General features: G+C 63.9%; 13 protein-coding genes and 1 pseudogene. 8 read left to right on the forward strand and 6 right to left on the reverse strand.

What is annotated here, in order from left to right; translation table 11 throughout:
* The first annotated feature begins 4 nt into the window (after nt 1-4).
* From AC1DN9_RS00605 to AC1DN9_RS00620, 4 genes are all read left to right on the forward strand, one after another.
* Nucleotides 5-1099 carry an AbrB family transcriptional regulator gene (locus tag AC1DN9_RS00605; RefSeq protein ID WP_478096288.1) on the forward strand — a complete coding sequence of 365 codons (1095 nt, stop codon included), beginning with the start codon at nt 5-7 and terminating at the stop codon, nt 1097-1099.
* 286 nt (nt 1100-1385) lie between these two features.
* On the forward strand, nt 1386-1517 hold the full coding sequence (locus tag AC1DN9_RS00610) for a hypothetical protein (RefSeq protein WP_478096290.1): 132 nt from the start codon (nt 1386-1388) through the stop codon (nt 1515-1517).
* 95 nt (nt 1518-1612) lie between these two features.
* Nucleotides 1613-1951, forward strand: coding sequence for a hypothetical protein (locus AC1DN9_RS00615; protein WP_478096292.1), 339 nt, complete (start codon nt 1613-1615; stop codon nt 1949-1951).
* Between the two features lie 98 nt (nt 1952-2049).
* Nucleotides 2050-3375: an adenylate/guanylate cyclase domain-containing protein gene (locus tag AC1DN9_RS00620; RefSeq protein WP_478096294.1), complete on the forward strand. Its 1326-nt coding sequence runs from the start codon at nt 2050-2052 to the stop codon at nt 3373-3375.
* Between the two features lie 9 nt (nt 3376-3384).
* On the opposite strand, the gene AC1DN9_RS00625 is transcribed toward AC1DN9_RS00620, so the two are convergent.
* Complete coding sequence (locus AC1DN9_RS00625; RefSeq protein WP_478096296.1) at nt 3385-4374, reverse strand: fatty acid desaturase family protein; 990 nt, start codon at nt 4372-4374, stop codon at nt 3385-3387.
* 64 nt (nt 4375-4438) lie between these two features.
* Here AC1DN9_RS00625 and AC1DN9_RS00630 point away from each other — a divergent pair, with 64 nt between their 5' ends.
* Both AC1DN9_RS00630 and AC1DN9_RS00635 read left to right on the forward strand, forming a co-directional pair.
* Complete coding sequence (locus AC1DN9_RS00630) at nt 4439-5470, forward strand: GlxA family transcriptional regulator (RefSeq protein WP_478096297.1); 1032 nt, start codon at nt 4439-4441, stop codon at nt 5468-5470.
* A gap of 35 nt (nt 5471-5505) precedes the next feature.
* Entirely contained in the window at nt 5506-6111 is a 606-nt protein-coding gene (locus AC1DN9_RS00635; RefSeq protein ID WP_478096299.1) for a methyltransferase, read from the forward strand.
* A 36-nt stretch (nt 6112-6147) separates the two neighbouring features.
* Here AC1DN9_RS00635 and AC1DN9_RS00640 read toward each other — a convergent pair whose 3' ends face one another.
* Nucleotides 6148-8385, reverse strand: a complete 2238-nt coding sequence (locus AC1DN9_RS00640) for an NADP-dependent isocitrate dehydrogenase (RefSeq protein ID WP_478096300.1) — start codon at nt 8383-8385, stop codon at nt 6148-6150.
* A 286-nt stretch (nt 8386-8671) separates the two neighbouring features.
* Here AC1DN9_RS00640 and AC1DN9_RS00645 point away from each other — a divergent pair.
* A pseudogene (locus tag AC1DN9_RS00645) lies at nt 8672-8770 on the forward strand (DapH/DapD/GlmU-related protein); the annotation flags it as partial.
* Nucleotides 8771-8825: 55 nt separating this feature from the next.
* Here the strand turns inward: AC1DN9_RS00645 and AC1DN9_RS00650 are convergent.
* The 3 genes from AC1DN9_RS00650 to AC1DN9_RS00660 form a co-directional block, all read right to left on the reverse strand.
* On the reverse strand, nt 8826-9230 hold the full coding sequence (locus AC1DN9_RS00650) for a type II toxin-antitoxin system VapC family toxin (RefSeq protein ID WP_478096301.1): 405 nt from the start codon (nt 9228-9230) through the stop codon (nt 8826-8828).
* A gap of 8 nt (nt 9231-9238) precedes the next feature.
* Entirely contained in the window at nt 9239-9514 is a 276-nt protein-coding gene (locus tag AC1DN9_RS00655; protein WP_478096303.1) for an antitoxin, read from the reverse strand.
* A 218-nt stretch (nt 9515-9732) separates the two neighbouring features.
* Entirely contained in the window at nt 9733-9960 is a 228-nt protein-coding gene (locus AC1DN9_RS00660; RefSeq protein WP_478096304.1) for a hypothetical protein, read from the reverse strand.
* 553 nt (nt 9961-10513) lie between these two features.
* Here AC1DN9_RS00660 and AC1DN9_RS00665 point away from each other — a divergent pair.
* Nucleotides 10514-11308, forward strand: coding sequence for a hypothetical protein (locus AC1DN9_RS00665; protein WP_478096306.1), 795 nt, complete (start codon nt 10514-10516; stop codon nt 11306-11308).
* A 179-nt stretch (nt 11309-11487) separates the two neighbouring features.
* On the opposite strand, the gene AC1DN9_RS00670 is transcribed toward AC1DN9_RS00665, so the two are convergent.
* A complete protein-coding gene (locus AC1DN9_RS00670) occupies nt 11488-12537 on the reverse strand; it encodes a ParB/RepB/Spo0J family partition protein (protein WP_478096308.1) in 1050 nt (349 codons plus the stop codon).
* Nucleotide 12538: the final 1 nt, after the last annotated feature.

Consider the following 12538-nt stretch of genomic DNA (forward strand, 5'->3'; position numbering starts at 1 on the left):
GGGCGTGCCTTCCGTCCTTCACCGCTGGCCGCGCGCTGCGCAGTGGGCGCTGCTCGCGACGCTGTCGCTCGCGATCTCCGCCGCCCTGCTCGCGCTGCGCCTGCCGGCGGCCCTGTTGCTGGGGCCGATGTTCGCCGGCATCGCGCTGGGCACGCATGGCGCCGCCGTGCGCGTACCCCCTTCCGGCTACATCGCCGCGCAGGCCCTGATCGGCGGCATGATCGCGACGACGATCACACCAGAGATCGCGCAGACCTTTCTCGGCCACTGGCCGATCTTCCTCGCCGCGATCCTGACGACGCTGCTGGCGAGCGGCATGCTCGGCGTGGGCTTGAGCCGCCTGCGCGTGCTGCCGGGCACGACGGCCATCTGGGGCGTGACACCGGGCGCCGCGACTGCGATGGTGGTGATGGCCGAGTCCTGGGGCGCCGATGCGCGCCTGGTCGCGTTCATGCAGTACCTGCGGGTGATCTGCGTGGCCATGTTTGCCGCGGGCATCGCGCACTTCATGTTGCACTTGGGCAATGTGGCGCGGCCCATGCCCGCGCTGCTGGCACCCGTGGACATCGTGGCGTGCGCTGAAACCCTGGTCGTGCTCGGCGCCGCCGCGTGGCTGGGCTTGCGCCTGCGCGTGCAGGCCGGCGCGCTGCTGCTGCCGGCCTTTGCCGTCGCCGCGCTCCACCTCGCCGGCTGGCTGCGCATCGAACTGCCGCCGCTGCTGCTCGTGGCAACCTACGCGCTGGTCGGCTGGACGATCGGCCTGCGCTTCACACGCGAGGCCTTGCGCTATTCACTGCGCGCTTTGCCCGCCATCCTGGGCTCGATCGCGGCGCTGATCGCGATCTGCGGCGCGCTCTCGTGGGTGCTTGCGCGCGTCGCGCATGTCGATGCGCTCACCGCCTACCTGGCGATGAGTCCCGGCGGCATGGACACCGTGGCGATCATCGCGGCTTCGAGCCCGGTGGACCTGCCCTTCGTGATGTGCCTGCAGACCGTGCGGCTGTTCGTCGTCATCGCCTTCGGGCCGCGGCTGGCGCGCTGGGTTGCCCAAAGGATGTCGAGCCGGCCGCGAGAACCCAGCGGCGACGTCGCTGCCTGAGAAAGCGCACGCCGAAGGCGGGCCCGGGCCGCGGACGAGGCGAACACCTTGTGTTTGCTGAAACGAAACGATTCAATCAATCCTGCAACAGGCCGGGCCTCGAAGCGTAGAGTTGAAGCGGGACTTTCCTGTGCGCCTCTCACGTAGGCAATCGCGGCCTCTCGTAGGCAAATGCAGCATGAAAGGGAGTCCTGGCCCAGCGGCGCAACACCGCTGGGCCTCTTCTTGCGCCTCCGCTTCCTCTCCGACCGGCCTCACCCCTGGCAATGCGGGCATCGGCCGACAGATGTTCGAATGGGCTCTCTCGGAGTGCAAGTTGCGCGGCTGCGCGATCGTCCAGTTCCTCGCCAGTGCAGCCGCCAGCAGCTACGTCACCGGGCAGGTGATCGAGGTCAACGCCGGGCAGGTGATGCCTTGAAAACCAGCGCCGGCTGAATCGTAGGAGCAGCCTTACATCACCCAACGGAATCCCGGGAATGCGCCAGCCCGGGCGTGGTGTTAACTTCCCACACGATGAACAGCCCCATCGTGACTGCCCTGGCTTTGATCGCCTGCTGTACCAATGCCCTCGCGGACCCCGTCAAGGTTCCCGTGGAAAGCGACGACAAGGGCACGGTCTATGTGGCGCCCAACGTCCAATCCACGGAGCGCTCGGCCGAAACCAACGGCATGACCGTTGGCGTCGAGAAGAAGGACGGTGCCGGCGCCTACGGAGGTGTCGATACCACCGGACCGCGGCCGAGCTATTCGCTGGGCGCGAGCACCGGCGGCAAGACTTCGTTTTCCGCCGGCGCGACTTCCGACGGAAAGAACAACGCTGGCGTGAAGGCCGGAGTGACCATCAAGTACTAGGCCAGGACTAGGCCAGGTTGCATGTTTGCCGCTGCGGCGATTTGTGGCAAGCTTCCGCGGACACGCCGCAAGGGCGGCGCTCCGAGGGTGCAACCGCCATGCTTCCTACGACCCGTTACGCGAAAAGCGGTGGCGTCAACATCGCCTATCAGACGGTCGGCAGCGGCCCGCGAGACCTCGTGCTGGTTCCGGGGTGGGTCTCGAACCTCGATGTCTTCTGGGAGGAGCCAGGGCTGGCGCGGATGCTGGAGCGGCTGGCCTCGTTCTCCCGGCTCATCCTGTTCGACAAGAGGGGGACGGGTCTGTCCGACCGCGTCACCGACATGCCCAGCCTTGAAGTTCGCATGGACGACGTGCGTGCGGTGATGGACGCCGCCGGATCGCAGCAAGCGGCGTTGTTCGGCTACTCGGAGGGCGGTGCGATGTGCGCGCTGTTCGCCGCCACCTATCCGTCTCGCGCCTCGGCACTCATCATGGGCGGCGCTTTCGCGAGACGCATACAGGCGCCCGACTACCCCTGGGGACGGACGAGGGAACAATCCCTCGCCTTTGCCGAGGAGGTGGAACGTGACTGGGGCGGCCCTCTCGGTATCGAGCAACGGTGGCCGAGCCAAGCCCAGGACGAGCGATGCCGTCAATGGTGGGCGCGTTGGCTGCGCTCCAGTGCGAGCCCGGCGGCCGCAGCGGCGGTGTTGCGCATGAACATGGACATCGACATCCGTCAGGTGCTGCCCGCCGTGCGCGTGCCCACTCTGCTTCTGCACAGCCGAAACGATCTCGTCATTGATTTCGGTGCCAGCCAATACATGAGCCAGCACATCACCGGAGCGAAGCTGGTCGAACTGCACGGCATCGATCACATCCCGTGGGGCTGCGACAGGGACATCATTCTCGATGAGATTGAAGAGTTCCTCACTGGAACTCGATTCGGCGGTGAACCCGAGCGGCTTTTGGTCACTGTCATGTTCACCGACATCGTGAAGTCCACGGAACGCGCCGCTTTCCTCGGCGATCGCGGCTGGCACGACTTGCTCGAGAGTCACCATGCATTGGTTCGCCGCGAGTTGGAGCGCTTCAGGGGCCGCGAGATCGACACCGCGGGTGACGGCTTCCTGGCCACCTTCGATGGGCCAGCTCGCGCAGTACGCTGTGCCTGCACTATTTCTCGAGAGGTGCGTGCGCTCGGGCTCGAGATCCGTGCCGGGCTGCACACCGGCGAGTGTGAGGTGATAGACGGGAAGGTTGGGGGCATTGCCGTGCATACCGGCGCGCGTGTGGCGACGCATGCGCAAACGGGCGAAGTGCTTGTTTCGAGCACCGTCAAGGATCTGGTGGCGGGATCCGGACTGTCGTTCCAGGATCGGGGGATACAGCGCCTGAAGGGAGTCCCCGACGAGTGGCGGTTGTTTGCCGTTGCGCAGTGAGGAGTCGGCTCAACGTTTGCCGATGAGGCTGCCCAAGACCTCCACATAGCCTCCGGCGACTTGGGCTTGCTTCAAGGCGCCCTTCTCTTTCAAGAGACCGTGCATGCCGCGGAGGTTGTATGAGGGCACGGTGGGCGCCAGATGATGCTCGACGTGGTAATTGACGAAATTGGGCGCGAACAGCAGGCGCTCCCACCACCCTGCACGAACGGTGCGCGTGTTGGACCAGATGTCCTGGCTCATGGTGCCGGGCAGCGCGCCGTGCTCGGCGGCATTGCGGATGCGGCTGACCAGCATGTAGGTGGTCAGCCACGTCGCGGGCCACAGCAGGTAGGCCATCGCGTGGCCACAAGCCCACAACAGGCCGAATGCCATCGCGTGCACCAGCAGAATGCGGCGGGCATTCCACAGCAGGTAGCGCACATTGCGCTTTCCGGGACCATCGCCACCCTCTGCCACAGTGTCGGCGCTCTGCTTCTTGTAGGCGTAGCCAAAACGCAGCTTCTCGGGCTCCGCATGCGCATAGAGCACGGCCAGCGTGGCAGCCGCCTTCAGGCCGGTGATGCCCACCAGGTCGCGCAAGACCTTGCGAGCCAACGACCCCAGGCTGACGGGATAGCCACGGTAGTTGGGCAGATCCGGATCGTCCGCCGTGCCGGTCTTGACATGGTGGGTCATGTGGTAGCTGCGATAGATCGTCAGGTCGGCAAACACCGGCGCGGCGCACAGCCACTGGCCGATCCAGTCGTTCAACGCGCGTGAGGGCGTGAAGGAGCGATGTGCGCACTCGTGCATCAGGATGCCCAGTCCCAACTGGCGCCCTGCCAACACCAGCATGGCGAGCGCCACGGTGACGACGCCCGGGCTGGCGATGACAAGGGCGAAGCTGGCCGCGATCAGGCTCCAGTTGACCAGCAGCATCCAGGCCGCCTTCCAGTTGGACTTGCGCTGCAGCGCCTGCAGTTCTTCGCGTGCCAGCAATCTGCGTACGTCATTCATGGGGAACATCCGGTCTTGATTTCGATGCCCTGATTGAAGCAAAGCAAGCGCAGAATCTGTTGTCATGAAGCGCCAGATACATGACATGAAAGCACGCACGGCCGCCGCGCCGGTGCGCGTTGCCATCGTGCTTCCCCACCGTCCGTGGGCAGGCTCGGTGCTCCTGGTGCGCGACCTGCTTCAGGCCGCGGGGACCTTGGCGACGCGCAATGACGACATCGCCGCGAGCGCGCTGTTCGACGTGCGCCTGGTGGCGCGCAGCAGAGCGCCGGTCATCAGTTTCGGCGGCCTGCCACTGGCGCCGGACCTGACACTGAAGCGAGCCGGCGTCTTCGGCGTGGTGGTCGTGCCTGCCCAGTTTGCGCCCGCGTCAGAGACGACCGAAGACGACGCGGCGTACGGCCGATGGCTGCGCAAGCAGCACGCGGGTGGCGCATTGCTGATGAGTTTCGGCGGCACGCTTCTGCTGGCCAAGTCGGGCCTGCTCGATGGGCGCGAGGCCACCGGTCTGCTGAGCGAGCGAGCGATCATCCAGCGCCGCTTTCCGGAGGTCCGCTACCAGTCCTCGCGCAGGATCGTCGCCGCCGCCGACATCGTCACGGTGTGCGGCATCGGCCCGACGGTGGACGCCTGTGCGCACCTGATCGAGCGATTCTTCGGCATGCAGCGCGCACGTCGCTTTCTGCGCCACACCAGCACCGAGGCGCTGCCCGCCGACAACAAGCTCGCACTGTGGAGCGCCCCTCACAAGGGACACGGCGACACGCAGGTCCTGGCGGTGCAGGAAATGCTCGAGCGCGAGATCGATCCGGTACCGAGCCTCGCCGCGCTGGCGCATCATGTCGGCTTGAGCGAGCGCAGCCTGTCACGCCGATTCGCCGACGCCGTCGGTTTCAACGTGCGCCAGTACGTCGCGAACCTGCGGCTTGAACGTGCGGACCATCTGCTGACCTCGACCCGGCTGCCGCTCGCGCACGTGGCGAGCGAGTGCGGCTATGCGAGCGCCAGCGCCCTCAGTCGTGCCTTTGCCGCTGCCCGCGGCAAGGCTCCCCGTCGCCACCGGCTGGATCATGCGGTCGGGCATCAGCGACGATGAGCGGGTGCCACCGCCAGTTCAAAAAGGATCCCCACATGGAATCAGCCCGTGCCGCCACTTTCGACGAGTCCTACTACCAGCGCTATTACTTCGACAAGAAGACGAAGGTCGCGGACCCGCAGCACATCGAACGCCTGGGGGCCTTTGTCTGCGCCTATCTGAAATACCTGCGCGTCCCCGTGCGTCGGGTGCTGGACGTGGGCTGCGGCGTCGGGCTGTGGCGCGACATCGTGGCGCAGCATTTCCCGCAAGCCAGCTTTCGCGGCGTGGAGTTCAGCGGGTACCTGTGCAAACGCTACGGGTGGGAACGCGGTTCGGTCGTGGACTACCAGGCTGGAGAGCCGTTCGACTTCGTCATCTGCCAGGGCGTGCTGGCTTACCTGAGCCCGCCGGATCTGAAGCGCGCGCTGCGCAATCTGGGGGTGTTATGCAGCGGTGCCCTGTACATGGAGGTCGCGGTGCGTGAGGACTACGAACGCGGCATCGTGGACGAAGACCTCGCCGACCCGCACCTCTTCCGCCATCGCGCCGAGGTGTATCGGCGCGGGCTGTCTCGGCAGTTCAAGGAGATTGGCGGCGGCGTGTGGCTCAGCCAGCGATCAGACGTGCCGCTGTACTCGCTGGAGTACGCGGCAGAGTGACTGCGAAGCTGAGTCAACCACCTGCGAGGGTGGCCCTCAGCCCGCCGCAGCCGCCAGCGTCGCGTTGAGCGTCGCGCTGGGTCGCATCACCGCATCGGTCTTGGCCGGGTCCGGCAGGTAGTAGCCGCCGATGTCGGCCGGTTTGCCTTGCACGGCGGCCAACTCGTCGACGATCTTCTTCTCGTTGGCAGCCAGCGCCTCGGCGAGCGGCCTGAAGTGAGCGGCCAATTCCTTGTCTTCGGTCTGCTCGGCCAGGGCCTGGGCCCAATAGAGCGCCAGGTAGAAGTGGCTGCCGCGATTGTCGAGCTGGCCGGTCTTGGGCGACGGGCCCTTGTTGTTGTCGAGCAGCTTGCCCGTGGCGGCATCGAGCGTCTTGGCCAGCACCTTGGCCTTGACGTTGTTGTTCTTGAGCCCCAAGTCCTCCAGGCTCACGGCCAGGGCGAGGAACTCGCCCAGCGAATCCCAGCGCAGGTGGTTCTCCTCCACCAGTTGCTGCACATGCTTGGGTGCCGAGCCGCCGGCGCCCGTTTCGTACATGCCGCCGCCAGCCATCAGCGGCACGATGGACAGCATCTTGGCCGAGGTGCCGAGCTCCATGATGGGGAACAGGTCGGTCAGGTAGTCGCGCAGGATGTTGCCGGTGGCGCTGATGGTGTCCTGGCCACGGATCACTCGCTCCAGCGTGTAACGCATGGCGCGCACCTGGCTCATGATCTGGATGTCGAGCCCGGTGGTGTCGTGCTCGTGCAGGTACATCTTGACCTTGGTGATGAGTTGCGCCTCGTGCGGGCGGTAGGCGTCCAGCCAGAACACCACGGGCATGCCGGAGTTGCGCGCGCGCGTGACGGCGAGCTTGACCCAGTCGCGGATGGCAGCGTCCTTGACCTGGCACATGCGCCAGATGTCGCCTGCTTCCACGTTCTGGCTGAGCAGCACCTCGCCCGTGTTGAGGTCGGTGATGTTGGCGACGCCATCCTCGGTGATCTCGAAGGTCTTGTCGTGCGAGCCGTATTCCTCGGCCTGTTGCGCCATGAGGCCCACGTTGGGCACGGTGCCCATGGTCTTGGGATCGAAGGCGCCGTGCCACTTGCAGAAGTTGATGATCTCCTGGTAGATGCGGGCGAAGGTGCTCTCGGGCATGACGGCCTTCACGTCCTTCAGGCGGCCGTCGGCGCCATACATCTTGCCGCCGTTGCGGATCATCGCCGGCATGGAGGCGTCCACGATGATGTCGTTGGGCGAATGGAAGTTGGTGATGCCCTTTGCGGAATCCACCATGGCCAGTTCGGGGCGGTGCTCGTGGCAGGCATGCAGGTCGCGCTTGATCTCGTCCTGCGTGCTTTCGGGCAAGGCGGCGATCTTGTTGTAGAGGTCGACCATCCCGTTGTTGACGTTCACGCCCAGTTCCTCGAACAGCTTGGCGTGCTTCTCGAAGGCCTCGCGGTAGAAGATCTTGACGCAGTGGCCGAACACGATCGGATGCGACACCTTCATCATGGTGGCCTTCACGTGCAGCGAGAACATCACGCCGGTCTTGTGGGCGTCCTGGATCTGCTGCTCGTAGAAATCGACCAGTTCCTTCTTGCTCATGAACATGGAGTCGATCACCTCGCGCTCGAGCAGCGAGACCTTCGGCTTGAGCACGATGGCCTTGCCGCTCTTGGTGATCAGTTCCATCTTCACGTCGCGGGCCTTGTCCAGCGTGATCGACTTTTCGCCGTGATAGAAGTCGCCGTGGTGCATGTGCGAGACGTGCGAGCGCGATGCCTGGCTCCACTCGGCCATGCTGTGAGGGTTCTTGCGCGCGAATTCCTTCACGGCCTTGGGTGCACGGCGGTCGGAATTGCCTTCGCGAAGGACAGGATTCACCGCGCTGCCGATGCACTTGTTGTAGCGCGCACGGATGTTCTTTTCCTCATCCGTCTTCGGGCTCTCGGGGTAGTCCGGGATCTTGTAGCCCTTGTCCTGCAGTTCCTTGATGGCGGCCTTGAGTTGGGCCACGGAAGCGCTGATGTTGGGTAGCTTGACGATGTTGGCTTCGGGCCGAAACGTCAGCTTGCCCAGTTCAGCCAGGTTGTCGGGCACGCGCTGCGCTTCGGTCAGCACCTCCGCAAACTGCCCCAGGATGCGGCTGGCCACCGAGATGTCGCTGGTCGTGACGTCGATGCCCGCCGGTGCGGCGAAGGCCTTGAGAATGGGCAACAGCGAGGCGGTCGCAAGGCGGGGTGCCTCGTCGGTCAGGGTGTAGATGATCTGGGGTTTTCCGGCGGTCATAGCGGCCTCAAGAGGGGTTGAAAAACAGCGCAATGCCACCCGCCAGCATGGCAAACGGGGTTGCGAACTGACGCGAACTTTAGCAAGTTGACGCGAGGGTCTCCGACGCTCGGATTTTGAGGACGTTTTTTTCTGGGCGCAGGCGATTAAAAGCTGGACATTTCCGCCGGGTGCGCAGCTAGTGACTGCACCGGTTTGCCGGCCCGGGCCGGGTCGAACCGATTTCACGCCACCGGAGGTCACGCTTCGGCGCGATGCCGCACCGAATGCCGAGGTATGCATTCACATCGAAATCTCGCTGGGTGACGAATGCATCGTAGAGGCTGGTCTTTACGTCACCGCCGGAACGAAGGTCAGGCTCCCAGACGGTCAGGTAGTTGCCGCCAAGTGTGCGCAGTGCATCGATATCTGGGCCATTGCGAGGCATGGGCGCTGTGATTTCAATTCTTGTGCCCGGCGCGAAGCCAATTTTCGAGTGCCAGGCCTGGCACGCGCGCAAAGTGTCGCGTGTTGTCGGTAACCACGACAGCGCCAAGTGCCAGCGCGTGGGCGGCGATCATCTCGTCGAAATCACCGATCGGCAGACCCTGGTTTTTGAGGTGGGCGCGCAACGTGCCATGGCTGTCGGCGGCTTTGGCATCCCACGGCACGACCGGCGCAATGTCCAAGAATTCGCTGACCAAACGATGCAACCGGACGGCTTCGGGCCGGCGCGCAGCGCCATAGCGGATCTCGGACCGGGTCACGGCCGAGATGCACCACTGGCCCGGCGCCAAGGCCTGCAGCCGCTCATCAAACGCCGGATGGCCGCGCATGGCTTCGCTGGCTGCATTGGTGTCGAGCATGTAGAGGGTCATTCCTTCCAGCCCTCGAAGGGGTCGCGCGCCTCCCTGCCCTGCCCTCGCTCCGCTTCATCGAGGAAGTCACTGGGTACGACAGGACCGATCTCAGCGCGTCGGCGCATGAAAGCGGCCCAGTCCGCAGGAGGATGAGCAGACAGGATCACGTCTCCCGTGGTCTCGTCACGGCGAACGTAGACCTCTGTGGCGTCTTCAAAGCGGAACTCCGCCGGCAGTCGCACGGCTTGGCTACCGCCGCTGGCAAAGAGTTTGGCCGTCGCGGTGTGCATGGTGATCCCTTCATTGGCGGGAAGCGCGCTCCCGATGTAGCTATTAATGTATCTACATCTCTGCCGCCTCGTCAAATTCCAAAAACATGGTGTCGATAACTTATCGACGCTACGTTTCAACCGTCCCCAGGGTCCCGGGCGGCCGGCGCCTCATTGACCCCAATCTGCTCCGTTTTCGGAAAGGCTTCTTGGGATTTGTCCCGACCAGTCTTGCCTGGTCACCAGAACTTCCACCACGGCTTGGACGGCGCGATGGGTTGCAGCGGCTCTAACTGTTGCAGTTCGCTCGCGCGCAGGCGCCGACGGCGTTCGACTTCGAATGCGTGCGCAACGCCAAACGCGCTTTTGTCGCCGCGCAGCGCCTGCGCGCGCCAAGCCGCGGCGAGTTGCTCCAGGCGCTCGTCGTCGACACTGGCAAGCTGGGACGGCGTGGGCAGGCTGGTCATCGACAGCAAAGATAGCCGATTAAAAGCTGGACAGTTGATTGCTTTGCCAGCACACGTGTCAGCGCAGGCTGAAGGTCCCAAGGCTGTGGAAAGAGGGTCGCGGGCTCCTAGCCTGATCTGCGTCAGCGAGAGTTTCATGCGTGCGGCGCTCGAGTCTTCTGCTTCGAGCCGCGCTGAACTCTGAGGGCCAAGACAGCCAAGTCCCAGATACATGGATGTCAGGGTCGCCTCATCCGCTGAGTGCAAAGATGGCGGCGCGAGCCGTCCTCACGGTTATTCAGGCGACCGGCCCACCCCTAAAGCTGCAGATTTCGCGATGCGGGGAAATGTTGTCGCACGGCAAGTCACGCCGCAGTCCTGTGAAGCGCGCGCCGTGAAACATCTTCTTTCCGAAGGAGTTGTGGTCGATGTTCAGATTTTTTCAATGAAAACAACACGTTATGAATCAATATTGATTCAACGCCAGAAATGTTTCACGCAAGTGGCTTCTCCGCACTCCAATTTCCGGGTCGAGGTCATAATTTGGTTATTGAGTAACTAAACATCTTCATTCATGTCATCCGAAAACGAGGAGGCTTGGCAGCTTCCTGACGAAGACGCTGCGTCGAGGGAAGTCTTGTGGCCTCGGGTCAGCAGCGTTGCCGATCTCGGGCGCATTCTTGTCATCCTGCACGGCGCCAGTGCCCCATCCGACGCCACGCTGAAGAAGTGGAGCGCGAGCGGCGAGTTCAGAGAATGTCTGATCGGCGAAAACCCGATACCTGAAGATGAAGGTTGTCCCGAACGAGTGACGCGCAAAGGAGCGCCGACGCATGCCAAGCCGGGTCGCCCGGGTCTGCAGCTGGTCACTGACAAGGCCATTGCACGGGTCTATGAACTCTGGCCACAATTGGCGGATTCGGACCCCAAGGCCGTCTTTGAACAGGCAGTCGCTCGGACCGCGCGCCAACTCACGGCTGCAATTCGACCGTTGATGCATGAATCGCCGCCGACGCACGCATCCTCATCCGCGGCAATCGCCTCCGAGCCTGTCACCACGACCCACGGTCCACACGAGAAATGGCAGCAGCGCGTCGAGCAGATGCTTTTGACATTGAGCCTGGACGTGAAAGATTTGAGGCGCGAGATGGCCCAATTCACAGCCCTGCGGAACAACCTGATCACGCGGCTTGATGAGGTTGTTGCCCGTTCAAGGGAATCGTTGCTCGCAGCGTCGCGGAGTGAAGCTGGAGCGAACGATCCGATCGTCGAAGCCCGACGAGACAGGGATATGGGCGTTCTCAAGTCGACGATCGATCAGATCCTGTCGGCGTTGGAGCGGATGGAGGCGACCGGTCGATCAAGGTGATCGGCGGTGTAGTACGGTACTACGGCCCGCCCATCGACACCTGCACACGGGCAGAAATGATCTGCGATGGAGACCAGGACTGCTGCAACTTGCCCGTAGTACCGTACTACAGGGCGGTCCGTCCCTCAAAAAAAAAAGGCGCCACGAGGGCGCCTTTCTTTTTGAACTGGGAAGTTCCTTCAGCCGGCAGCCGCAAAGCGCTCCAAGAATCCCGCAAGCTCAAGTTGGCGAGCGGCGTTCAGCGAGACGTGGATCCGAATCGAAGCGCGCCCATCCTTGTCGACTTTCATCGTGGCAACCGTGGTCCCGCCTTTGTCAAAGGATTGGATGGAAGGATGCGACGGCGTGCGCATCACCGTCTCGTTCGGCGACGTCAACCGCGCGAAAATCTCCTTCGCGCCCATCGCCCCTCGATCGACAGCAATCTCGGCAGCACGAGCCTCGACGCCCGCCGCATCACGTTCCATCGCCGCCTTGAATGCCGTCGACCACCGGAATTGCAGATCCAGCGGCGATGCGAAGGCGCGAAGCACGCCCTCAGGCAATCGCGCCAGCACCAGTGCCTTGGACAGATTGGTCGGATCAACACCGATCGCTGCGGCCATCTGACGCAAGGACGGATAGAGCCCGCGGTCCAGCGCCCGCGCATACATCACGCCCTGCTCCCAAGCCGACAGATCCGCACGCTCGCGGTTCTCACGCTCCATTTCCTCGAACAGCGCACGGTCGTCCAGGTTGTCGACGAACACCAGCACCTGAAGTCCCAGTTGCAGGCAAGCCTCATGGCGGCGGTGACCGAACACGATCTCGTACTTCGGGCCCTCGCCCGGGCTGGCGATCGCCCGCACCTTGATCGGCTGGATGTTGCCGCCCGCCTCCTTGATCTCGCGCTTCAGATCCTCGAACGCCCTGCTCTGGAAACTCGATTCATGACGGTTCGCGTAATCGCTGCGCCGGATCAGATGCGGGTCGAGCAAGCGCGTGGCCTTGGCGCCGTCCCAGGCGCTGAGCTCGGTCACCGCCTCGCTGAGACGTCCTTCAAGTTCGACAGCCTTCGCGGCTTGCTGACGCAGCGCATCGTTTTCGCGCAAGAGCTCCGAGCGCTGGTCGTTCGCCAGCGCCATCATCGCGCCCGGCGCGGTCTTGGGTTTCGCGGCTTCCGGGTTCGGCGGCGACACCGGCATCAGCGATGCAAAGTCGATCTTGGATGCTTTGTCCTTGAGTCCCATG

Source organism: Variovorax sp. 05L425, assembly GCF_056397705.1.